We start from the raw sequence: 24,369 nt of genomic DNA, 5'->3' as shown, positions 1-24,369 counted from the left end.
GTCAGACCTCCAAGGCGTAGGAGAAGAACCCCTGCCCGGTCTTACGGCCGTGGAGACCGGCGTCGACCATCTTCTTGAGCAGGGGGCACGGTCGGTACTTGCTGTCGCCGAAGCTCTCGTGGAGTACTTCGATGCTGTAGAGGATCGTGTCGAGCCCGATCAGGTCCGCCGTCGCCAGCGGCCCCATGGGGTGGCCGAAGCAGGACGTGAAGACCTTGTCGACGTCCTGAGGTGTGGCCACGTTCTCGTGCACGAGGAACGCGGCCTCGTTGACGGTGAGCATCAGGACCCGGTTCGACACGAAGCCCGGTGAGTCGTTCACCACGATGCCCGTCTTGCCCATGCTCGCCAGGAGTGCCTGGGCCGTGCCGACCGACTCCTTCGAGGTGTGGTGGCCGGGGATCAGCTCGACGACGGGCTTGCGGGGCACCGGGTTCATGAAGTGGATGCCCAGGACGTTCGCGGGGCGCCCGGTCAGCGAGGCGATCCTGGTGATGGGGATGGCGGAGGTGTTGGCCGCGAACACCGCACGCTCCGGGCACACCTCGTCGAGCACCGGATACACCCGCGCCTTGATGTCCCAGCGCTCGGTGACGTTCTCGACCACGAAGTCGACGTCGCCGAGGGCCCCGTAGTCGGTGGTGAAGGTGATCGCCTCCTGTGCGCGGGCGGCGTCCACGACCGTCCCGGCCGCCGTGCCGAGCAGCCTGCTGAAGCGCAGGTCGTCGCGGATCCGCTCGGCGCAGCGGTCCAGTACCTCCTTGCTGACGTCGATCAGAACCACTTCGTGCCCGGCGGTCGCCAGGTTCTGGGCCACCCCGCCGCCCATGACTCCCGCGCCCACCACACCGACCCGGCTCACGCCTGTCTCCCGTTCTGTTGGTCCTGCTGCTGAGTTGGCCCGTCCGGAAGCTGCGCCGCGACGACCGCGGCGAGTTCGGCGACGGTGAGGTTGTCGAAGAGGGACTGCAGGGCGACCTGGACGTGCAGGGTGTCCCGCAGGCGGGCCAGGAGTTTGATGCCGAGCAGTGAATGGCCCCCGAGTTCGTAGAAGTTGTCGTGGACGCCGACCCCGGCGACGCCGATCTGGTCCTGCCACAGCTCGGCGAGCGCCTGCTCCAGTGCGTCGCGCGGGGCGACGTACGCCGTGGCGAGCGCGGGCCTGGGGTGGGCCGGGACGGGGGTGCGCGCCTCGTCCGGCTCGTCGGGGCCGGAGCCGAGGGCGCCGACGTTCTCGACGATCGCCGCGAGGTCCTTGGTCGCGACGGCCACCTGGGGCGACAGTTCCCGGGCCAGCAGGCGTTCGAAGGCGGTCGCGCCCTCGGCCGGCAGGATGCCGGTCTCCAGGTGGGCGAGGAAGGCGTTCTCGTCGTCCCTGCGGATCTCCGGGTAGGTGTAGGTGCCGACCTCGTCGGAGCGGCCGTCGCGCAGGGCCGGCAGTTTCGTGTCCAGGGCGCGGGCCGTCTTCATGACGAACTCCTCGGCCCGCAGCAGGACGTGGCCGTCCTCGTCGAACAGGGTCACGTCGAAGGAGAGGGTCTCCCGGGAGGTGCGTCCGGGCTCGCCCCGGTAGGTGAGGAGGCTGTGGATGCGCGCGGGGAGCGGGCCGAGGACGTCGATGGCCCGGTAGCGCAGCGGCATGAGGTAGTCGCGTTCGAGGTAGAGGCTGGCGAACCCGGTGGCGATGTCCAGGAGGAAGGGGTGCAGGCCGAGCGCGGCCACCTCCTCGCCGTAGCGTGCCGGGACCGACAGCCGGGCCAGGGCCACGCCCTCGCCCGTCCAGACGGCCTCCACGCACTGCGAGCGCGGCCCGAAGGTCATCGGCCCGTCGTGGCTCACCTCTCCCGCGTCCCGCAGGCCGTACCGCTCCACCAACTCGGAGGCCACGTGGGGTGGTTGGGTGTCCGGGTCCGGCAGGGGCAGGACGCGGCCGGTCACGTGCTCGCTCCAGCGCTCGCCGTCCGCGCTGACGACCGAGAACCGGTGGTCGTCCGCCGCCTTCTCCAGGACCACGCGGACTTCGCGCTCCTGGTCCTCGCCCAGCACGACCGGCGCCAGGAACAGGACGTCCTCGAACCGGACCGCGCCGCCGAGGCCCCGGTCGGCCGCTGCCGCCCGCACCATCTCCAGGTACGCGGTGCCGGGGATGACGGAGATGCCGAGCATCCGGTGCTCGTCCACGAGCCAGTCCCGGGGCGTGCTGAACCGCGCCGCGTAGACCGCGAGGGCCGGGGTGTCCACCAGGCAGGTGTGGAGCAGGGGGTTGCCGAGGGCGCGCGGGTCCGGGGTGCGGCCGACGACCTTCGCGGCCATGCCGACCTCCTGCCAGGCGTCCCAGTTCACCGACACGGTGTACGGGCCGCCCGCGGCGGACCGGTGCTGGGCGTAGGCGTCGAGGTAGGCGTTCGCGGCGCAGTAGTCGACCTGGCCGAGGCCCCCGCTGAAGGCGATGGTGGAGGAGCACAGCAGCAGGAAGTCGAGCGGTGCGTCGCCGAGGACCGCGTCCAGGACGAGGGCTCCGCGCACCTTCGGTGCCAGGACGGCGGCGACCGCGTCCGGGGTCTTGAGCTGCATCACGCCGCCGCCGGGGACCCCGGCGGCGTGGATCACGCCGTGCAGGGGGCCGAACCGGGCGGTGGCCGTTTCGACGGCGGCCCGCATCCGGTCCTCGTCGGTGACCTCCGCCGCGAGGACCAGCACCTCGGCGCCCAGTTCCTCCAGGGCCATGACCTTGCGTATCCGCGCGGCGGTCTCGTCGTCCCCGGCGCGCAGGTCCGCCCACTCCTCGCGCGCGGGCAGGGGTGAGCGCCCGACCAGGACCAGGCGGGCCCGTGCGGTGCGCGCGAGGTGGTCGGCCAGGGTCAGCCCGATGCCGCCGAGCCCGCCGGTGATCAGGTAGACGCCGCGCTCGCGGATGCGGGCGGGGGGCCGCTCGGGCTGCTCCAGCCGTACGGGTTCCCAGCGCGGCGTCCAGCGGCCCCGGCCCCGATGGGCGACGACGGGGTCGGCGGGCCGCCGTACGAGTTCGGTGAGGAGGCGGTCGGCGTCCGGGGCGGTGCGCGCGATGTCGATGCTCTGCGCGGTGAGGCCGGGGTGTTCCTGCGGTGCCACGGTGACGGGTCCGGTGACCGTCGCCTTGGCGGGGGTGACCACCTCGCCGTCGGTGACCTGGCGCAGGCCGTCCGAGACGACGGCCAGGTGCAGGGGGGCGTCGTCGCCCCGGGCGCCCCGGGCCTGGACGAGGAACAGCAGGCTGTCGAAACCGCGCTGCTGGAGTCCGTCGAACGTCTCCGGGTCCTCGCCGGTCACGGTCCACAGGTGGACGACCGTCTGCGGCGGGGTGGCGAGCGCGCCCAGCAGCGCGTCGTAGTCCTCCCGGCGGCCGGGCGCCAGGGCGAAACGCCCTTCGGCGAGCCGCTGGAAGCGTTCGCCCCGGACCACCGTGGTGACGTCGTGCCCGGCCCGGACCAGCCGGTCGGCGATCCGCTGCCCGGTGCCGTGGTCGTCGAGGAACAGCAGCCAGCGCCGGGGTTCGGCCGCCAACTCCTCGTCCCGCACGGGGTCGAGGGGCGCGGTGGAGGCCCAGGAGGGGACGGAGAACCAGGTCGCCAGGTCCTCCCGCCTGGCCATCGACGGGGCCTCGGCCCGGGGCGGTCGCGGGGTGGTGACGTCGTCGATCCAGTACCGGCGGCGTTCGAAGGGGTACGTGGGCAGGGGGACGCGCCCCGGTGTCTCGCCCGCGTGGACGCGGTCCCAGTCGGGCTCCACGCCGGCCAGCCAGAGACGGCCCAGCGAGGTGAGCAGGAACCGGGCGGCGGGGGTGCTGTCGTGGGCGGCGGGCAGCGAGGACAGGGACATGCGGTCGCCGGCCGTGTTCTCCGGGGTCTCGGGGTTCTCGGGCAGCAGTTGCAGCGCGAGGCTGCTGTACGCCTGCCCGGGGCCGACCTCCAGGAGGACGCGGCCGGGGGTGCGCCACAGCTCCTCGACGGCGCCCGCGAAACGGACGGTCTCGCACATGTGGCGCGCCCAGTACGCGGGGTCGGTGGCCTGGTCGTCGGTGATCCAGGTGCCGGTGACGTTGGACAGGTAGGGGATCGTGGGCGGGTTCAGGGTCACGGTGCGGGTCAGTTCCGCGAGCGGGGCCCGGCCCGGTTCCATCAGGTGCGAGTGGAAGGCGTGCGTGGTCTGGAGGCGGCGGGCGGCGACGCCGTCGCGGGTGAGGCGGTCCTCCAGGTCGGCGACCGCGTCCACGGCTCCGGCGAGCACGGTCAGCGCGGGGCCGTTGACGGCGGCGACGGAGAGCCGGTCGTCGAGCGGGGCCGCCTCGTGCTCGGGCAGGGCGACGGCGAGCATCGCGCCGCCCGGCATCTCCTCGATCAGGCGCGCGCGGGCGGCGACCAGGAGGCAGGCGTCCTCCAGGCTCAGGACCCCGGCGACGCAGGCCGCCACGTACTCGCCGATGCTGTAGCCGAGCATGGCCTGCGGGCGGATGCCCCAGTCCGTCCACAGCCGGGCCAGCGCCCACTCCACCAGGAAGGTGGCGGGCTGCGCGTACAGGGTGCGGTCGAGTTCGGCGGCGGGGGCCGCGCCCCGGCCGAGCATGGCGCGCAGGTCGATGCCGCCGGTGGCCGGGGCGGCTCCTGGCGCGGGGTCGGGGTAGAGGAGGGTGCGCAGGTCGATGCCGAGGTGCGGGCGGAACAGCTCCGCGCACCGGTCGGCCTCGGCGCGGAAGACCGGCTCGGACTCGTAGAGTTCCCGCCCCATGCCCGGGTACTGGTCGCCGAGGCCGGAGAACATGAACGCGACGGGGCGCTCGCCGGTCTGACGGACGGTCTGCCGCAGGAGCCGGCGCGGTGCCCGGCTCTCCAGGGCCTCGGCGGCGTCGGCTGCGTCCGCGCACACCAGCGCCTGGCGGTGGGCGAACCGCGCCCGCCCGACCTGGAGGGTGTACGCGACGTCGGCCAGCGGGCGGCCGTCGGCGTCGCGCAGGTGCGCGGCGAGGCGGTCGGTGGCCGTCTCCAGGGCGGACTCCGTGTGGGCCGACAGCGGCAGCAGCCGCCAGGGCCGGCGGGAGGGCGCCTCGGGGCGGGCGGGGGCCTCCTCCAGGACGGCGTGGGCGTTGGTGCCGCCGGTGCCGAAGGAGCTGACCCCGGCGAGCCGGGGGGCGCCGTCCGTCTTCCACTCGGTGAGTTCGGTGACGACGTGGAAGGGGGAGCGCGCGAAGTCGATGTCCGGGTTGGGCTGCCGGTGGTCGAGGCTCGGCGGGATCTGCTGGTGGCGCAGGGCCAGGGCCGTCTTGATGAGACCGGCGACGCCCGAGGCGGCGTGGGTGTGCCCGATGTTCGTCTTGACGGAGCCGATGGGACGCGAACCCGAGACAGCGCGGAACGCCCGGGTGAGCCCCTCGACCTCGATCGGGTCGCCCAGCGAGGTGCCGCTCCCGTGGGCCTCGACGTAGCCGATCGCGGCGGGGTCGACCTCGGCCATCAGGTGGGCCGCACGGATCGCGCGGGCCTGTCCGGTGACGCTGGGGGCGCTGAACCCGACCTTGGCGGCCCCGTCGTTGTTGACGGCGGTGCCCCTGATGACGGCGTACACGGTGTCCCGGTCGCGCAGCGCGTCCTCCAGCCGCTTCAGGACGACGACCCCGACGCCGCTGGAGGAGACGGTGCCCCGGGCGTCCGCGTCGAAGGCGCGGGTGTGGCCGTCGGGCGAGAGGATGCCCTCCGGTTCGAACAGGTAGCCCTCGGTCTGCCGGGCCCGGACCGTGCTGCCGCCGGCGAGCGCGAGGTCGCAGTCGCCGCTCAGCAGCGCCTGTCCGGCGAGGTGGACGGCGACCAGGGAGGTCGAGCAGGCGGTCTGGACGGTCAGCGCGGGGCCGCGCAGGTCCAGCTTGTAGGAGGTCCGGGTGGCCAGGTAGTCCCGCTCGCCGCTGAGGTGGGTCAGCAGCCAGCCGGCGGATTCGACCGTCTCGGGGTCGGCGAGGACGTGGCGGCGGTAGGTGTTCTCGTAGGCGCCCGCGTAGACGCCGGTGGCGGTGGGGCGGCGGGTGCCCGCGTATCCGCTGTCCTCCAGGGCCTCCCAGGCGCATTCGAGGAAGAGCCGGTGCTGCGGGTCCATCAGCTCGGCCTCGCGCGGCGGGATGGTGAAGAACTCCGCGTCGAAGAGGTCGTGGCCCTCGACGACCCCTCTCGCCCGTACGTAGTCCGGGTCGCGCAGGAGGTGTCGGGGGACGCCCGCCGCGAGGAGTTCGTCCTCGTCGAAGCGGGTGATGCAGTCGACGCCGTCGCGCAGGTTCGTCCAGAACTCCCTCGGGTTCGCGGCTCCGGGATAGCGGCAGGCCATCCCGACGACGGCTATCTCCAGGCCCGTTGTCATATCTCGTCTTCCGTCTGCTGTCGGCGCCGGCCGCGCTGTTGCGCCAGCCGTCGGTTTCCTTCCGCCCGTCCCCGGCCCTCGTCCGGCTCGTCCGCCGCGTCGGTGGTGGCGAGGTGGGCGGCGAGCGCTTCGACGGTGGGGTGGGCGAACAGCTCCACGACGGGTACGTCCCGGCCGGTGGTCTCCCGGATGCGGACCTGTACCTGCCGGATGAGCAGGGAGTTGCCGCCCAGGTCGAAGAAGTGGTCGCGGGTGCCGACCTGTTCGAGCCCCAGCAGTTCGCCCCAGATGCCGGCGACGGCGCTCTCCAGGGCGGTGCCGGGCGCGGCCCGGCGTGCCGTGTCGGGCCGGTCGAGGCGGGCGGCCAGTCCGGAGCGCTGGATCTTGCCGGTCGAGGTGCGGGGGATCCGCTCGACGCGGAAGAGCCGCCGGGGGATCTTCGGCTCCGCGAGGCGGGCGGCGAGGAAGTCGTGCAGGGCCTCGTCGGTGGGGTCCGCTCCGGGTGCGAGGACGATCGCCGCCGCGACCTCCTCGCCGAGGGTGGCGTGCGGGAGGGGGAAGGCGGCGGCCTCCGCGATGCCGGGGTGGGCGAGGAGGACCTCGTCGACCTCGACGGGCGAGACCTTGGTGCCGCCCCGGTTGATGATCTCCTTGAGCCGGCCGGTGAGGAACAGGTAGCCGTCCTCGTCCAGGTAGCCGCTGTCGCCGGTCCCGAACCAGCCGTCGGTGAAGGCCTTCGCGTCGGCGTCGGGGTTGTCGTCGTAGCGGCTGATGACGGTCTCGCCGCGCAGCACGATCTCGCCCTCCTCGCCGGGGGCGAGGAACTTGCCGCCCTCTCCCCGTACGGCGAGTTCGTTGCCGATGGAGACGCCGACGGACCCGGGCCTGCGTTCGCGGGGCGGCAGCGGGTTGCTGGTGATGATCGAGCAGGCCTCGGTCATGCCGTAGGAGTCGATGACCACGGCTCCGGTGGCCTCCTCCAGGGACTCCCGCAGGCGTTGCGGGAGCGGGGCGGACGCCGAGCGCACGAAGCGCAGGGTGGTGGGTTCGCCGGTGAGGACGCCCGCGACGGCCTGGTGGATGGCCGGTACGGCGGTGTACCAGGTCGGTTCGTAGGTCCTGAGCCAGCCCGGGAAGGCGCCGGCGTCGAAGGCGGGCGGGCAGACGACGCTCGCGCCGGCCCACAGGGTGGCGAGCAGGGGGCTCATGAGTCCGTGCCCGTGGAAGAGCGGCAGGACGTTGAGGCACCGGTCCCGTTCGCCGAGGCCGAGGCTGGCCGCGATGTTGCGGGCCGAGGCGCAGACCAGGTCGTGGCTCTGGGGGACGAGTTTGGGGCGGCCGGTCGTGCCGGAGGTGTGCATGAGGAACGCGGTGTCGGCCGGTTCGCCGTCCGTGTCCCCCGCCGCCGCGCGGGAGGCGGTGTCGGGGACGAGGTCGAACTCGCCAGCGGCTCCCCTCGGCACCAGCTCGATGACCAGGCGGCCCTGGGCCCGCGCGACGGCCGCCGCGTGGGTGTCGGTGCCGCGCTGGACGACGACCGCCGTCACGCCCATGTCGGTGAACAGGGCGTCGAACTCCCGGGCCCGGCCCCCGGGGTCGAGGGGGGCGGCGGTGGCCGCGCAGGCCACGGCGACGAGGGCGCTCGCCGTGGTGGGGCCGCCCGGCAGCGCGATCGCGACGCGGTCGGTGCGGGCGACACCCGCCTCGGACAGGGCCTGCGCCGTGCGGTCGGCCTGCCGGCGCAGCGCGCGGTAGGTCAGGGCGGGCAGGCCGGGGGAGAGTATCGCCGGGGCCTCGGGGCGGCGTTCGTCCTGCTCGCGCAGGAGCTGCCCGAGGTGGCGGATCGTGGTGGTGCCGGGCTCGTGTGGCGTCGCAGATGTCATCACTGTTCCTCTCCCGCGAGCGGGGTACCGGGGTGTCAGCGGACGGCCCGTGGCCGTACGGGTTCGTGCCGGTACGCGGGGTCGCGCAGCCGTGTGGTGATGCGGGCCAGCCGGTCGCCCTGGAAGGTCGCCGCGGCCACGGTCTCGGGGCCCGGCAGCGGGCCGTGGGCCGTGGTGTGGGAGATCCCGTACGGGTTTCCGCCCGCGCTGGTGATCGACGGGTCCGTGTAGCCGGGTGGCACGATGACCGCTCCCCAGTGGTGCAGGGCGTTGTAGAGGGCGAGCAGCGCGGATTCGCTGCCGCTGTGCGGATGCGGGGCCGTGACGAACCCGGTCGCCGCTTTGCCGTCGAGCCGCCCCGCCGTGCGCAGCGGCTCGCAGTCGGCGAGGAACCGCAGGAGGGTCGGGGAGACGCCGCCGAGGAACGCGGGGGCGCCGAGGGCGACCGCGTCCGCCCACTCCACGTCGGCCGGTACGGCGTCACCGACGTCGAGGAGCCGTACCTCGGCGCCCGCTTTCCCGGCGCCCGTCGCCATCGCGGACGCCAGCGCGCGGATGCCGGGTTCGGCGGGGTCGCAGACGACGGCGACCCTGCTGCTCTCCCGGCACGCCGGTCCGGTCATGCGGGCGCAGGTCCGGCTGAGCCGGACCCCGAGGGCGTGCGCCGCCCGCTGGTGCGCGGCGCCGACCAGGCCGTCCGGGTCGGAGGGGGCGGCGACGCCGTAGGGGTTGCCGCCCGCCGCTGTGAACGCCCCTTCCGTGGTGCCGGCCGGCAGGATCAGCGCGCCCCAGTGGTACATGCTCTGGTAGAGGGCGAGCAGGGTCGTCTCGCGTCCGCCGTGCGGGCTGTTGGAGCTGGTGAGGCCGGTGACCACCAGGTCGGCGAGCACGCCTTCGCTCCACAGTCCCGAGGCCGACTCGATGAACCGCTTGAGCGGGGAGGCGATGTTCCCGAAGTAGGTCGGGGTGGCGAGCACGACGCCGTCCGCCCAGCGCAGGTCCCCGTGACCGGCCACCGGTCCCCCGCCGTGTTCTCCTTCCCCTGCCACGCGGAGCAGGCGTACGTGTGCGCCGTCCGCCTCCGCTCCTGCGGCTGCCGCCCGCGCGAGTGCGTGGACGGTGCCGTTCCTGCTGTAGTGGATGACCGCGACCCGGGGCGTCCTGTGCATGCGTCCGCCCTAGGGAGATTCCGCGAGCCGGAACCCGACGGCGTAGTGGGACCGGTCGTACAGGCCGTGCCGGCGCCGGGAGCGCGCCAGGTCGCCGCCCCGGGTGAAGCTGCCGCCCCGGACGATCCGGTACGTGCTGAAGGAGCGCAGCCTCGCGTCGCCGGACCTCATGCCGCCCGGGTAGGGGACGAGGTCGTCGGCGATCAACTCGCCGCCCGGGTAGGGGCCGTAGTCGTCCGCCGTGTACTCCTCCACGTTCCCGGCCAGGTCGAGGACGCCGAAGGGGGAGGCGCCCGCCGGGTAGATCCCGACCGGGGTGGTGGACAGGGGACCCGCCTCGGAGGTGTTCGCGGCGTGCTCGTCGAAGGTGTCGCCCCAGGGGTACTCGCGGCTGTCGCCGCCGGTCGCCGCGTACTCCCACTCGGCCTCGGTCGGCAGCCGGAACGCGCGGCCGGTGCGGTCGGCGAGCCACTCCGCGTAGGCGTCGGCGGCCTGCGCCGGGACCGTCCACACGGGGTGGTTGCCCAGTTGGTCGGGGTAGCAGCCGAACTGCCAGGAGGTGGGCAGCCAGCGGGCTCCCGTGTCCTCCAGGAAACGCCGGTACTCCAGGTTGGTGACCGGGTAGCGCATGATGCGGAACGCGGCGGTCTCCACGTCGTGGGCCGGGCACTCCTTGCGGAGGTAGGCCTCCTTGAGCCCGGCGTCCGGCCAGCGTTCGAGGATCGCGGGGATGCGCGCCTCGTCGAGGCCGACGCGCACCCGGGCGGCGGGGATGTCCGCCATGGCCGGGTCGTCGGGCCGTACCCGGGGGTCGCCGACGAGGCCGCAGAGGGTGGCCGCCATGTACCGCCGCTCGAAGGGCGCCGCGGGGTCCTCCGCGATCCGGGCGAGGGCGCCGGGGTACTCCCCCAGCAGCCGGGCCGTGTGCTCGCCGAGGAGGTCGGGGTCGCAGCGTCCCGTGAACTGCGGGGGCAGCCGCATGGCCTGCCGGTCGCCGATCACGTCCAGGTTGACGGCCATGGTGTGGCCGCTCGCGAGGGTCACAGCGCCCCCTCCTCGACCAGCCGGAACCCGATCGCGTAGATCCTGCGGTCGAACCAGCCGTGGCGCCGCGCGCAGCGGGCCAGGTCGCCGAAGCGGGTGAAGCTGCCGCCCCGCGCGACCCGGTAGCTGCCGCCGGTCGTGAGGTCGTCGGCGACCTCGTCGCCGCCCGGGTAGGCGGTGTAGTCGTCCGCGACGAACTCCTCCACGTTCCCGGCCATGTCGTCGGCGCCGAACACGCTGCGGCCCGCCGGGTAGATGCCGACCGGGGTGGTGGTCAGCGGTCCTTCCTCGACGGTGTTGGCGTGGTCGCCGCGGAAGTCGGGTCCCCAGGGGAACTCCCGCTCGGTGTCGCCCCCGCCGGCCGCGTACTCCCACTCGGCCTCGGTCGGCAGCCGGAACGCGCGGCCGGTGCGGTCGGCGAGCCAGGCCGCGTAGGCGTCGGCGTGTTCCGGGCGCACCGTCCAGACCGGGTGGTTCGCGCGGTGGACGGGGTAGCTGCCGAGTTCCCAGGAGGTGGGCAGGGCGTCGAGGCCGGTGTCGTCGAGGAACAGCCGGTACTCCAGGTTCGTGACCGGGTACCGCATGATCCGGAACGCCTCGATGTCGACGTGGTGGCGGGGGGCCTCCTTGCGGATCCAGGAGTCCAGGACGCCGACGTCGGCCCACTGGCGCACCACCTCGCCGACGCGCTCGGGCGGGATGCCGATCGCGCACCGCGCCGCCGGGACGGGGACGGTCTCCGGGTCGTCGGGCCTGATCCGGGGGTCGCCCGTCAGTGCCAGCAGCGACCCCGCGGCGTACCGGCGGGCGAACGGCTGGTGCTCGTCGGAGCAGATGCCGGCGAGGTCGCGGGGCTTCATCCCGAACAGGTCAGGGTGGCCCGCGAACACGTCGTGCGGGAGCCGCTCCACGAGCGATCCGGGCAGTCCCATCGCGCCCCGGTCGTCGAGCCGGTTGGGGTCCTTCACGATCGGCAGGGGCCTCCCGGGCCGAGCGGTCACGCGGACTCCCCCGGTATCTCGTAGACCGCGCTGTCGTAGGAACCGGCCAGGAACACCCTGCGGTCCTCGTCGTAGGCGAGCGAGGAGATCCCGGACGTCGTCGGCCTGTCCTCGACGACCCACGTCGCGCGTTCCCGGTCGTAGATCATGACGTGGCCGTGGTACGAGCCCGTCGCGATCAGGCGTCCGGTGGGGTCGGCGGCGATGCACTTGATGGAGTTGGGGTGCGCCGTGGGGACCACCTCGGAGCTGAAGTCCGGTGCCCACAGCCGTAGTTTGAGGTCGCGTCCGACGCTGGCGAAGTGTCCTTCGCTGAGGCCCACGCAGCCGTTGGCGATCCGGTCGTGCGCGCTCTCGATGCGGTGCACGAGCTTCAGCGTCCGGGCGTCGTGCCAGGCCACGCCGGTGTCGGCGCACACGGAGAAGAGCAGGTCGCCCGAGGCGGCGACGCCTTTCACGGCGTTCTCGTGCAGCGGCAGGTCGGTCACGTGGCGCAGTTCGCCGTCGGGGTCGAGCCGGAACACCAGGCCCTCTCCCGTGTACGCGCCGATCAGCACATGGGCGACGCCGTCCACCTCGAAGCGGGCCCCGCAGTTGAGGGGCGAGCGGTGCTGGCGCAGGACCCGGCCGGTGGCGGCGTCCATCACCTTGCCGAGCTGGCCGCCCGTCACCGTCAGCTCGCGGCTCACCGGCGTCAGGAAGTTGCAGAGGCTTCCCGTCCGGGCCTGTTCGGCGCCGTCGCGCACGACGATGCCGGCGTCGCCGACGGTGTAGACGCTGCCCGCGTGGGCGACGACCGCGTTGACGCCCGGGGTGGGGGCGACCTCGCCGGTGCTCCACGCGCCGGTGGCGTAGTCGAAGGAGCGGTAGGAGGCCCCGAAGGTGCCGAAGACCAGGGTGGTGCCGGCCGCGAAGGCGCAGGACCGGGGCCAGACGTCGTCGGGGATGCCGGACTCGCCGACCTGCCGCAGCTCGCCGCCGGAGGTCTGCCACAGCAGCAGTTTGCGGTCGTAGCTGAGGCTCACCAGCAGGTTCCGGTCCGCGCCGAGGACGAGGCGCTTGATCCCGGCGTCGTGGCCCTGGACCGTCGAGCGCCGCTCGCCGCGGATGACGATGATCTGGCCCTCGTCGTTGCCCGCGTAGATGGTGCCGTCGCGGTCGATGACGATCGTGTCGGTCTCGACGCCGCCGAGGTCGATGTCCTCCAGCAGCTCCCCGGTGGCGGAGGACCAGCGCTTGACGGTGCCGTCGTCGCTGGAGGTGACCAGCTCCGATCCGTCCGCCGACCAGTCGACGGAGATGACGTCGGCGGTGTGGCCGGCGCAGGAGTGGACGAGGTTCCCGTTGAAGTCGTAGACGCGCAGGCGGTGGTCGCGGGAGGCGGTGGCCACCAGTTCCCTGGACGGGTGGAACGCCGACATCTCGACGTCGTCGGCCTGGTCGTTCAGGACCGCGAGCAGCCGCAGTTCGGGGACGGACCACAGGCGGGCGGTGTAGTCGCTGGACGACGTCACCAGCAGGGTTCCGTCGGGGCTGAAGGCGCACTGGTTCGCGAGGTGGTCGTGCAGGACGCGGTTCACCGGGCGGTCCGTGCTCTGGTCCCAGAGGATGACCTGGTTGTCGTAGCCGGCGCTGGCGATGTACTTGTCCGCGTAGGCGGCGATTCCGCTGATCGGACTCCTGTGCTCGATCACGATCCAGACTCCTCGTCAGTCGATGTCGATGGAATGGCCGGCGTGCACGACTTTCGCTTTCAGGTACTCGCGATTCGAATCGGTGACATGGACACCCGTGAGTCGCTGACCTTGGACCAGAACACCGTTCTCGCGCAGCTGACGGATCTTTTCCGGATTGTTCGAGAGGATCTCCACCTCTTTGAGACCCAGGGTCACCAGCATCTGCGCCGCAGAGGTATAGGTCCGCTGGTCGTCCAGGAAATTCAGCGCCCGGTTGGCTTCGAACGTGTCCATTCCGGTGTCTTGCAGCGCATAGGCGTCGAGCTTGTTGTAGAGCCCGATATCGCGGCCCTCCTGACGGAGGTAGAGCAGGATGCCGCCGCGTCTGTGCATCAGCGTCATCGCCTCCCGCAGCTGCGGGCCGCAGTCGCAGCGGGTGGATCCGAGCACATCGCCGGTCAGACACTCGGAGTGCAGCCGGACGATCGGAACGGGCTGCTCCAGGGCGTCGCCGAACACCACGACGAGGTGTTCGCGGCCGTCGTCGAGGCCCTCGAAGGTGATGACTTCGGTCGCCGCGAACTCTCCGCCGGCGACTTCGAGCGGAACACTCACTCTCGTACGTATTCGGGGAGTCCCCGACTTGCTTTGCATTTCATTGAGCGAGTAGGCAGAACGGTTCTCTAATGACATTCCCCGTCACCCTCAAGTCGGCTCTACACGTCCAGCCGGGACCGTCTCGCCACTGTTGCCGCATTCTGAATGCAGCAGGCCCCGACTTGATCCTCCGTCACGGTCCCGCACCGATTTGCTCCTGTCAAGGGAGTGCCCCATAGTCTCTGAGGTTGCGGTCGCGGCACCGGAAATAATCTTGGTGACCGAAGCGATCGTTCCTGTTTATTCGGCACGCCGAACAGGGATGTTCCGACAACAGCTGTGAGGAAGCAAAGGATCCGGAAAACAAACTCTGTACGGACACACGAAAAACCGCTCCGGCACGCCACACTGGGTGGCGTGCGAGCGGGAACAAGGGGGAACTGGCGAGCTAGTCGCTCCGGCCCGTCGCGGCGACGGTGACGCCGAGGGCGATCATGGAGAGGCCGCCGAGCCCTCCGACGAGGGAGAGTCGTTTCGGCGAGCGGGCGAACCACTGGCGCGCGGTGGCGGCGGCGAGGCCCCATACGGAGTCGGACGCCACGGCGATGATGTTGAAGACGAGACCGAGCAGCAGCATCTGGAGGGCCACGTGTCCCTGGTCCCGGTCGACGAACTGCGGCAGGACGGCGGCGAAGAACACGATCGTCTTGGGGTTGGCCACCCCGACCGCGAACCCCTCCCACAGCGTGCGCATACCGCCGTAGACGGGCCCGTCGCCCGTGAAGGAGTTCTGCAGCGCGCCCCGCTGGCGGTACGCCTTGACGCCGAGGTACACGAGGTACCCCGCCCCGAGGAGCTTCAGCGCGGTGAAGACGACGACCGAGCGCTCGACCAGGGAACCGACCCCGAGCGCGACGGCGATGACGAGCAGATAGGCGCCGATCGTATTACCCGCGACCGTGGTCAGCGCGGCCCGGCGACCCTGCGCCAGCGCCCGCCCGATCACGAACAGCACGCTCGGCCCGGGTATCACGATCAACAGGAAGGACATGGCCGAGAACGCCAGTAACCGGTCTGTGGACAGCATGATTCCCATGTAACCATGGTCGTCTCCGGGGCCACAAGGCACGCGTCACCTGGGCGGAAAGCCCTCACAGCCGCGTCACCTCCGCACCCCCTCCCCTGTTGAGCCTGCGCAGGACAAGCGTCGGCCCCGCCCCGAGCGGGGAGCGTTATGGACATCGGCCACCGATGGGGAGTGAGGACCAGCGATGCGCGTTCCGATGACGATCGCGGACTTCCTGGACCGCGCGGAGCAGGGCTTCGCCGCGAGTCCGGGGGTGATCGACGAGCCGGACCAGCCGGCGGCGCCGGTCACGGAGAACACGTACGGCGGACTCGCGGAGCGCGTGCGCGCGTGGCAGGCGGGGTTCGACCGGCTCGGCGTGGGTGAGGGCGAGCGCGTGGCGGTGGTGAGCCACAACTCCGCGCGGCTGCTGGAGCTTCTGTTCGCCGTGCCGATGAGCGGACGGATCTGCGTACCCGTCAACTTCCGCCTGAAGCACGAGGAGATCGCGTACGTCGTCGAGCAGAGCGGCGCCTCGGTGCTGCTGTTCGACGCCGAGCTGGCGGACGCCGTCGCCGGCATCCCCGTACCGCACCGCTTCGTCCTCGGCGAGGAGACGGACACGGCGCTGATGCGGTTCGGGGTGGAGCCGCGGCCGTGGGCCGAGCCGGACGAGGACGCCACCGCGACGATCAACTACACGTCGGGAACGACCGCGCGCCCCAAGGGAGTTCAGCTCACGCACCGCAACATCTGGGTCAACGGCCTGACGTTCGGCCTGCACACGCGCGCCTGGGAGCGGGACGTCTACCTGCACACCCTGCCGATGTTCCACTGCAACGGCTGGGGGATGCCGTTCGTGATGGCCGGACTCGGCGCGAAGCAGGTCGTGCTGCGCAAGGTCGACGGGGCGGAGATCCTGCGCCGCGTGGACGAGCACGGCGTGACGCTGATGTGCGGGGCGCCGGCGGTGTGGGGCGCCGTGCTGAACGCGGCGGCGATCTGGGAGGGCGAGATCCCGGGCCGGGACCGCGTACGGCTGGTGTGCGCGGGGGCGCCGCCGCCGAGCCGGCTGATCCAGCGGGTGGAGGAGGAGCTGGGCTGGGAGTTCACGCAGATCTACGGCCTGACCGAGACCTCGCCCCTGCTGACGTTCAACCGCACCCGCCCCGAGGACACGGCCCTGCCCGCACGCGAACGCGCCCGCAAACTCTCCCGCGCCGGGGTTCCCGCCCTCGGTGTCAGGCTCCAGGTCTCCGACGCGGGCGAGGTGCTGGCCCGTTCCAACGTCGTGCTGGACGGCTACTGGGAGAAACCGGAGGAGACGGCCGACGCGCTCGCGGGCGGCTGGTTCCACACCGGCGACGGCGGCTCCCTCGACTCGGCCGACGGCCATCTGACGATCTCCGACCGCAAGAAGGACGTCATCATCACCGGCGGTGAGAACGTCTCGTCGATCGAGGTCGAGGACACCCTCTTCGGTCACCCGGCGGTCGCCGAGGTCGCCGTCATCGGTGTGCCGGACGACTCGAAGTGGGGTGAGACCGTCAAGGCGCTGGTGGTCCTCGCGGAGGGCGCCGAGGTGGGCGAGGCGGAGCTGATCGCGTACTGCAAGGAACACCTCGCGGGGTTCAAGGCGCCCACGAGTGTCGAGTTCCGCGCGTCGATCCCGCGCACGGCGACGGGGAAGATCCAGAAGTTCCGGCTGCGGGCGCCGTACTGGGAGGGGCGGGAGCACCGGGTCAACTAGGGGGAGCATCGGTCGATCAGGGGGGATCATCCGGAAAAGTTCGCCCACGGTCCACTTTGACCGTGGGCTGACAACGTTATGATCCCGTGCGCACGTTTCCGGCCGACCGGGGGTCGGCTTTCAGCCACCGGAGGCGTGCATCCTCTTGACCAAGGAATTGAAGATGACCCGACATGTCGCACGGGCTCCGGGACGCCCGCACTCTATGTGGCAGCGCGCCCTGACCGTCGCCGCCGGTCTGATCCTGACGATCGGCACCCTGCTGTTCACCGGCACCACCGCCGCCCGCGCGGACGACGCGCACGAGCTGACGTACACCCTGGCCTCCGTCGACAAGGGCTCCGCCGAACCCGCGGCCTGGCAGGTCGCCGCGATGGCCGAGTGGCGGTTCGCCCAGTACTTCGCGTTCGACACCGACTGCACGGGTCCGCTCAAGCCCGGCGCCAAGTGCATGCTCTCGTACCTCGGCACCTCGAACCCGGTCCAGGCGACCGACGTGTACACCACGGGGTTCCGGCTGGTGTCGCTCCCGGGCCACTCCGAGGGCGCGGGCCGCACCATCGTGTTCTCCATCGAGCGCACGGACAGCGCGCTCCTGCTGCACGTCCGGGCCGACGGGCCGTGGAGCCTGAGCGAGTGGCTCACCTACACCTCCCCCGTCGGCGACATCATCTGGGACCAGTACGCCAAGAACCTGTCGTACGGAATCGTCCACGGCGAATGGCACCAGTGGGCCTACCCCGACGGCTTCCTCGACCACCTCGACACGCAGTGCCGCTACCCCGTCGACCTGTCGCGGAACGCCTACATCCCCTGCGAGATGGGGCACATCTACTGGCCGTGGCAGTACGGCGCGCCGGACGGGCAGAACACCTGGGGGTGTGCGGCGCACGGTACGGCGGTCTCGCCGGCCGCGAACCGGGCGATCGACGCCGCCTGTTCGCAGGTCGCGGCGGGCACCTGGTACAGCTGGGGCGGCGGGCACGGCGGCTCGCCCGGTGCCTCGTACGGCTTCGTCGACCAGACGGACCCCGTGCGCAGCAAGAACGACCCGTACCGCAAGGGCTTCGACTGCTCCGGGCTGGTGCGGTGGGCCTGGTCGCAGGCGACCGGGTACGACGTCATGGGCAACACCACGGCCGCCGGCATCTTCAGCCTGCCGGGACAGCGGCTGGGCACCGACACCTCGGCACTCAGCCCCGGTGACCTGGTGTTCTTCGGCAAGCGGTCGGTGCACCACGTGGCCATCTACCTGGGCGCGGGGAAGATCGTCGAGGCGCGCGAGTCCGACACCCATGTGATGGTCTCCGACCTCAACAGCCATGACATGACCGACTACGCGGGCGGGCTGCGGTTCATGGGCGGCATGGGCTCGGGCAACCACATGACGTGGGGCACCGGGATCAACGTACGCTCCGCAGCGGCGCGTTCGGCCTCGGTGGTCACCACCTTCCCCGGGCCGACGGCCGTCAATATCGACTGCCAGAAGCACGCCGAGTCGGTCACCGCCGAGGGCATCACCAACGACGCGTGGTCGCACCTGCCCGACCTGGGCGGCTGGATCAGCAACATCTACGTCAAGGGCGGCTACTGGCTGGACGGCGTCCCCGACTGCGGCGGCTCCACGGGCTCCGGGGAGCACTCGACCTGGGGCACCAGCGTCAACGTACGCTCCACGCCGTCCCGTTCCGGCTCGCTGGTCACCACGTTCTCCGCGCCCACCGCGATCCACATCGACTGCCAGAAGCACGCGGAGCCGGTGACGGCGGAGGGCATCACCAACGACGCCTGGTCGCACCTGCCCGACGTGGGCGGCTGGGTGAGCAACATCTTCGTCAAGGGCGCGGCCTGGCTGGACGGCGTACCGGACTGCGGGGGCGGCACCTCGACGGGCTCCAACAGCACCTGGGGCACCGACGTGAACACTCACGCGCACCCCAACACCACCTCGGACGTGAAGAACACCTTCAGCGGCCCCACCCAGGTGAAGATCGGCTGCCAGAAGCACGCCCAGTCCGTCACCGCCGAGGGCGTCACCAACGACGCGTGGTCCTACCTGCCCGACTACGGCGCCTGGATCAGCAACATCTACCTCAAGGGCCCGGCCTGGCTGGACGGCGTGATGGACTGCACCAGGCCGCCGGCCCTGGACCCCGACACCGGTACGGGCGGGGGCACCAGCGCGGGCGCCGACGGCATGTTCAGCACGTGGGGCACCGGGGTGAACACGCACTCGCACCCCAACACCACGTCAGACGTGAAGAGCACCTTCAGCGGCCCCACCCAGGTCAGGATCGGCTGCCAGAAGCACGCCCAGTCGATCACCGCCGAGGGCGTCACCAACGACGTCTGGTCCTACCTGCCGGACTACAAGGCATGGATCAGCAACATCTACCTGAAGGGCCCGGCCTGGCTGGACCGGGTCATCGACTGCACCAGGCCCCCGGCCCTGGACCCGGAGACCCGGGCCTGACGACGCCCGGGCGCCCGCCTCTTCCGGGGAGCGGACGCCCGGGCTTCTCCGTGGCACCGGAGTTCAGAACGCGAGGGGGGCTCTCCCCGCGGTGTCGTCATCGATGGCGACGTCGTCGGCCTGCTCGGTCGGCTTGTCCCTCGGCTGGGCCGGGAGGATGCCGGGCCGGAGCCGTCGCCCATCGGAGCCGTGGCGTCGGTGATCCCATTGCCTGCGGTGGCAAGCGCTGACATGCCGCCGGTCCCGACCCCCCACGGCCCCCCCTCGACGACGCGGCCTGTACCAACGGCTTCGCCAGGGACGACACCTGGTACCCGTCCTTCGACGACCGTGATCCAGAGCTGCCTTCTCCAGCCCGTGGCCCTCGGCGATTAGTTCCAGGCGTAGGCGACGGCGCCTTCCTTGGACGGACAGCGGCTCCTGGGGCGGATGACGCGAGGAGCACGGGTGTAACCGGCCCTCCTGAAGTCTCTCCTCGCGTTCTTGCCTCTTCGATACCGGGATAGCCCGTCGCTTGAACCAGATGCTCTTCGTCTGCTTGTGCGGGTGGCGTCCTCGCCTACTAGGGTTCTCGACCGCAACGCTTGAACGAGATCCGAACAAGCGAACGCAGGGCGGCAAGAAGGGCTCACGGGGATGGGTTACACGATTCCGGGTTGGCTGGATGAGGTTCTGGACTTCATCGGGATCAAGTTCCCGAACGTGGATGAGGACGATTACCGCGAGATGGCCACGGCGATGCGGGAGTTCGCGGAGAACTTCGAGGGGCATGGCGCGGACGCGCATCTGGCGTTCGCGCGGATCCTGTCGTCGTCCGAGGGCTGGGCCGTGGACGCGATGGAGCGGCACTGGGGCCAGGTGAAGGCCGGTCATCTGGAGAAACTCCCCGAGCTGGCGCGGCTGTTCGCGGACGCGTGCGATGTCCTGGCGGACATTGTCTTCGGGATGAAGACGAAGGCGGAGGCCGAACTCGCGATCATGGCGGGGTCGGTGGGCCTGTCCATCGGGCTGGCGTGGGTGACGGGGGGTCTGTCGGCGGTGCTGGGCGCGGCGGAGATCGCGGCGATGCGGCAGGTGGTCAAGCGGATCGTCGACGAGGCGGTGGACCGGATCGTCGACGAGGTGATCGCGAAGGTGACGGAGCCGGTCAACGCGAAGCTGGAGGCGATGGTCGAGGACATGGTGCTCGATCTGGCGGAGGGCGCGTTCTCGATGCCGGACAGCGCCGGCGGGCACGGCGGTATGCAGATCGCCTCGGCCGGAGGCGGCAGTGGCGGAGGCGGTGCGGAGAAGGTCACCCGGATCGATCACACCGAGTTCGAGGGCGGTGCGGGGAAAGTCGCGTGGCACGGTGGGGAGTTGCGGGTGGCGGCGTCCTCGCCGCTGGGGCGGGCCAGGGGTGCGTTCGGGCGGAGCAAGGGCCGGGACCCGTTCACGCAGGCGTTCGACAGTGTGCTGCACGGCGGGTTGAAGGGTACGGAGAAGGCCCTCGACAAGGTCGCCAAGCACATCACGGAGACGATCCCGGAGCGCACGCGTGCGGCTTCGCGGCTGCACAAGAACACCGACCTCGGCGTCGCCGACCGGGCGAGGAGCGTCGATGTCGGCAAGCACAACGGCAAGGGGGATGGCTCGGAGGGGCACGGGGGCATTCCCGCCTCCGGCCGCAAGAGTGACGACGGTCTGAAGATCGACCAGGTGAAGCTCTCCCGCCAGTCCCACGCTCTCGACAACAGGGAATGGTGCGGCGATCCGATCGACATGGCCAGCGGCCAGATGATGCTCACGCAGACCGATGCGGACCTGCCGGGTGTCCTTCCGCTGACCCTGCGCCGCACCCACCTCAGCGACTACCGGGCGGGACGCTTCTTCGGCCCCTCGTGGGCGTCCACCCTGGACGAACGGCTGGTCGACAACAAGACGTCGGGCAGGATCTGGTGGTACCGGGAGGACGGCTCGGTCCTGGTCTATCCCCGCCGCCCGGATCTCCCCGGCGACCGGGTCCTCCCCGTCGTCGGCACACCCCTGCCCCTGACCTACGTCACGCACGGCACCTCGTACATCCTGTCCGTGGAGAATCCTTTCACCGGTCTGACCCGTCACTTCGAACCCGCCACCACGGACTCGGACATCTGGTGGCTGGCAGCGATCGAGGACCGCAACCACAACGTCATCGCCGTCGAGCGAGGCGAGAACGACGCCCCGCTCGCCGTCACCCACACCGGCGGCTACCGCCTCCGGATCACCACCGCCACCACGGCCGATCAGATCCGAATAACCGCCCTGCACGCCCTCACCGAGGACTCTCCCACCGCTCTGCGCACGTTCGCCTACGACGAGACCAGCGCCGACCTCACCGAGGTCCGCAACGCCGTCGACGCCCCGCTGCACCTGACCTACGACGGCGAACACCGGATCACCGGCTGGTGCGACTCCAACGGCACGACGTTCGCCTACGAGTACGACGTACAGGGCCGGGTGACCGCCACCCGGGGCACCGACGGCATCCTCAACTCGACCATCGCGTACACAGGTCCGGACAACAGCGGCGTCACCACCGCCACCTACACCGACTCCCTCGGCCGCACCACCCGCTACCTCGCCAACCCGCACGGCCAGATCATCGCGATCACCGACCCCCTCGGCAACACCACCACCCAGACCTGGGACAACCGCGACCACCTCCTCACCCGTACCGATCCCCTGGGCCGCACCACTCGCTGGGAATGGACCGGCGGGGATCTGACCCACGTCACCGAGCCCGGCGGGGCAGGAACCCGCATCGCGTACAACGATCTGCACCTGCCGGTGGAACTGACCGGCCCCGACGGCGCACGTGTCCTCCAGCGCTTCGACTCCCGCGGAAACCGCACCGCCCTCATCAACGCGGACGGGGCGACCCACACGTTCACCCACGACGCGGCAGGCGCCGTGACGCAGGTGACCGACCCACTCGGCGCGACGACGACCGTACAAAGGAATCCAGCAGGTCTGCCCACCGAGATCCGCGATCCCCGGCAGTCGACGACCACCGCCCGGTACGACGCCTTGGGACGCGCCGTCGAACTCACCGACCCACTCGGCCACGCCACCACGCTGGTCTGGGACGACGAAGGGCGCCTGGTCCAGCGCACCACCGCCGACGGGAGCACCGAGCAATGGGCCTGGGACGGCGAAGGCAACCGCACCAGCCACCGCGACCCCCTCGGCGCCTGCACCCTCTTCTCCTACGGTCCCTTCGACCTGCCGCTGTCACGGACTGCTCCGGACGGCACCGGGCACCGCTTTCACCACGACACAGAACAGCGCCTCACTCAGGTCACCAACTCCCTCGGACAGACGTGGAGTTACGTCTACGACGCGGTCGGCCACCTGATCGCCGAGACCGACTTCGACGGCCGCACCAGCCGCTGCGCCTACGACGCGGCAGGTCGGCCCACGACCCGTACGAACGCGGCGGGCGAGACCCTCACGTACACCTTCGACGAGGCCGGTCGCCTGACCGGCAAGACTGCACCCGGCATCCGTACCTCCTACGCGTACGACGCCGCCTCACGTCTCACCCGCGCCACCACCCAGGACACCGTCCTGGAGTTCGCCTACGACACCGTCGGCCGCCCGACCACCCAGACCGTGGACGGCGCCGAACTGCACCTGACCTACGACAGCACCGGCCGACGCCGGACACGAACCACCCCGTCAGGAGCGGTCACCGCCTGGGAGCATGACACCGTCAACCCGGTCCGCATGACGGTGTCCGGACGGACTGTCGGCTTCACCCACGACCCGGCGGGACGCGAACTCGTCCGCGACATCGGCCAGTTCACGACCGTGACGAGCAGCTACGGCGTCTCGGGCCTGCTCACCGGCCAGACCGTCACCGCCGGCAGCGACCGACGACTGGTCCAGCGCAGGACGTACACACATCGCGCGGACGGCCACCTCACCAGTGCCGAGGACCTGCACACCGGTCTCCGGCAGTTCGACCTGGACCCGGCCGGACGCGTCACCGCCGTCCACGGCACACACTGGAACGAGAGCTACAACTACGACGCGACGGGCAACCAGACCACCGCAGCCTGGCCGACCCGACACCCCGGGCAGGACGCGACCGGCCCACGTGCCTACGACGGAACCCGCATCACCCGCGCCGGCCACGTCCGCTACGAGCACGACGCACTGGGACGGATCGTCCTGCGCCAGAAGACCCGCCTGTCCCGGAAACCCGACACCTGGCGCTACGAGTGGAACGCCGAGGACCAGCTCGTCGCCGTCACCACCCCCGACGGCACCCTCTGGCACTACACCTACGACGCACTCGGCCGACGGACCGCGAAACTCCGCATGGCCGACGACGGCACGACCGTCCTCGAACGCACCTCCTTCACCTGGGACGGCGCCACCCTCTGCGAACAGACCACCAGCACACCCGACGCCCCCGAACAGCTCACCCTCACCTGGGACCACGACGGTCGCACCCCGATCACCCAGACCGAGACCAAAGCGCTCGTCCACGCACCCCAAGACGTCATCGACCAGCGGTTCTTCGCGATCGTCACCGATCAGATCGGAACGCTGACCGAACTGGTCGACGAGACCGGCACCGTCGCCTGGCGCACCCGGGCCACGCTCTGGGGCACCACCACCTGGAACAAGGACGCCAGCGCCTACACCCCCCTGCGATTCCCGGGCCAGTACTACGACCCCGAAACCGGACTGCACTACAACTACCACCGCCACTACGACCCGGAATCCGCCCGCTACCTCACGCCGGACCCCCTGGGCCTGCTCCCCTCCCCCAACCCCCTGGCCTACGTCGACAACCCCCACTCCCTCAGCGACCCCCTGGGCCTCACCCCGTGCGACGAGAACGACGTCACCTGGGGCGACCGGGTCCAGTACGGCGCGCTCGGCCCCCACAACCGGGCCACGTCCATGCACGCCACCATCACCGGCGACATGCTCGGCGGGAAGACCAACCCCAGCGTGGACCCCGCCGGATGGGCCTCAGGGCAGGGATACAACCGCGCGCACCTGCTCGCCGCGATGATCGGTGGCTCCAACAAGGACCCGCGGAACTTCGTCACCATGCACAGCTACGCCAACTCACCCGTCATGCGGCAGGTCGAACTCCAGATCCGCAACGCCGTGAAGAACGACAACGAGATCATCCAGTACAGCGTGACTCCGATCTACGCCGACCACCATGCGAAGATCCCCCTCGGCGTGACCATCGAGGCCCACGGCAGCAACGGCTTCCAGATGCACCCGCACGGCAGCAACGCCGACGGAACCAACATCTTCACGATCTGGAACCGGAAACGGTGAAGAA

General features: G+C 71.1%; 12 protein-coding genes. 3 read left to right on the top strand and 9 right to left on the bottom strand.

Annotated elements, in window-relative coordinates; translation table 11 throughout:
• Window position 1: 1 nt before the first annotated feature.
• From J8M50_RS19690 to J8M50_RS19650, 9 genes are all read right to left on the bottom strand, one after another.
• Entirely contained in the window at window positions 2–862 is an 861-nt protein-coding gene (locus tag J8M50_RS19690) for a 3-hydroxyacyl-CoA dehydrogenase family protein (protein WP_010355256.1), read from the bottom strand.
• The gene (locus J8M50_RS19685; RefSeq protein WP_010355257.1) at window positions 859–6,378 is read right to left on the bottom strand and encodes a type I polyketide synthase; all 5,520 of its coding nucleotides are present in this window, start codon (window positions 6,376–6,378) and stop codon (window positions 859–861) included. The genes J8M50_RS19690 and J8M50_RS19685 overlap by 4 nt, the downstream gene beginning before the upstream one ends.
• Window positions 6,375–8,261, bottom strand: a complete 1,887-nt coding sequence (locus tag J8M50_RS19680; RefSeq protein WP_010355258.1) for a non-ribosomal peptide synthetase — start codon at window positions 8,259–8,261, stop codon at window positions 6,375–6,377. The genes J8M50_RS19685 and J8M50_RS19680 overlap by 4 nt, the downstream gene beginning before the upstream one ends.
• 35 nt (window positions 8,262–8,296) lie before the next feature.
• Window positions 8,297–9,430 carry a flavodoxin family protein gene (locus J8M50_RS19675; RefSeq protein ID WP_010355259.1) on the bottom strand — a complete coding sequence of 378 codons (1,134 nt, stop codon included), beginning with the start codon at window positions 9,428–9,430 and terminating at the stop codon, window positions 8,297–8,299.
• Window positions 9,431–9,439: 9 nt separating this feature from the next.
• The gene (locus J8M50_RS19670) at window positions 9,440–10,474 is read right to left on the bottom strand and encodes a formylglycine-generating enzyme family protein (protein ID WP_010355260.1); all 1,035 of its coding nucleotides are present in this window, start codon (window positions 10,472–10,474) and stop codon (window positions 9,440–9,442) included.
• Entirely contained in the window at window positions 10,471–11,475 is a 1,005-nt protein-coding gene (locus J8M50_RS19665; RefSeq protein WP_223786233.1) for a formylglycine-generating enzyme family protein, read from the bottom strand. The genes J8M50_RS19670 and J8M50_RS19665 overlap by 4 nt, the downstream gene beginning before the upstream one ends.
• A complete protein-coding gene (locus J8M50_RS19660; protein WP_010355262.1) occupies window positions 11,472–13,169 on the bottom strand; it encodes a WD40 repeat domain-containing protein in 1,698 nt (565 codons plus the stop codon). The genes J8M50_RS19665 and J8M50_RS19660 overlap by 4 nt, the downstream gene beginning before the upstream one ends.
• Window positions 13,170–13,184: 15 nt before the next feature.
• Window positions 13,185–13,766, bottom strand: a complete 582-nt coding sequence (locus tag J8M50_RS19655; protein ID WP_010355263.1) for a GTP cyclohydrolase II — start codon at window positions 13,764–13,766, stop codon at window positions 13,185–13,187.
• Window positions 13,767–14,196: 430 nt separating this feature from the next.
• On the bottom strand, window positions 14,197–14,835 hold the full coding sequence (locus J8M50_RS19650) for a LysE family translocator (RefSeq protein WP_040836997.1): 639 nt from the start codon (window positions 14,833–14,835) through the stop codon (window positions 14,197–14,199).
• A gap of 184 nt (window positions 14,836–15,019) precedes the next feature.
• Between J8M50_RS19650 and J8M50_RS19645 the strand changes: the two genes are divergently transcribed.
• The 3 genes from J8M50_RS19645 (at window position 15,020) to J8M50_RS19635 (ending at window position 24,365) form a co-directional block, all read left to right on the top strand.
• Window positions 15,020–16,564 (top strand): AMP-binding protein, encoded by a 1,545-nt coding sequence (locus J8M50_RS19645; protein WP_010355265.1) that lies wholly within the window; start codon window positions 15,020–15,022, stop codon window positions 16,562–16,564.
• A gap of 163 nt (window positions 16,565–16,727) precedes the next feature.
• Window positions 16,728–19,037, top strand: a complete 2,310-nt coding sequence (locus tag J8M50_RS19640; protein ID WP_178855056.1) for a C40 family peptidase — start codon at window positions 16,728–16,730, stop codon at window positions 19,035–19,037.
• Between the two features lie 636 nt (window positions 19,038–19,673).
• Window positions 19,674–24,365: a DUF6531 domain-containing protein gene (locus tag J8M50_RS19635; protein WP_010355267.1), complete on the top strand. Its 4,692-nt coding sequence runs from the start codon at window positions 19,674–19,676 to the stop codon at window positions 24,363–24,365.
• Window positions 24,366–24,369: the final 4 nt, after the last annotated feature.

It is taken from the genome of Streptomyces acidiscabies (genome assembly GCF_020010905.1).
Lineage (GTDB): Bacteria > Actinomycetota > Actinomycetes > Streptomycetales > Streptomycetaceae > Streptomyces > Streptomyces acidiscabies.
This window is presented reverse-complemented; position numbering and strand designations above follow the sequence as displayed.

Bases quoted from the DNA above. Each gene is read 5' to 3' on its own strand.
- J8M50_RS19685 (WP_010355257.1), bottom strand. From the start codon at position 6,378: ATGACAACGGGCCTGGAGATAGCCGTCGTCGGGATGGCCTGCCGCTAT.
- J8M50_RS19680 (WP_010355258.1), bottom strand. From the start codon at position 8,261: ATGACATCTGCGACGCCACACGAGCCCGGCACCACCACGATCCGCCAC.
- J8M50_RS19675 (WP_010355259.1), bottom strand. From the start codon at position 9,430: ATGCACAGGACGCCCCGGGTCGCGGTCATCCACTACAGCAGGAACGGC.
- J8M50_RS19650 (WP_040836997.1), bottom strand. From the start codon at position 14,835: ATGCTGTCCACAGACCGGTTACTGGCGTTCTCGGCCATGTCCTTCCTG.
- J8M50_RS19645 (WP_010355265.1), top strand. From the start codon at position 15,020: ATGCGCGTTCCGATGACGATCGCGGACTTCCTGGACCGCGCGGAGCAG.
- J8M50_RS19640 (WP_178855056.1), top strand. From the start codon at position 16,728: ATGACCCGACATGTCGCACGGGCTCCGGGACGCCCGCACTCTATGTGG.
- J8M50_RS19635 (WP_010355267.1), top strand. From the start codon at position 19,674: ATGGGTTACACGATTCCGGGTTGGCTGGATGAGGTTCTGGACTTCATC.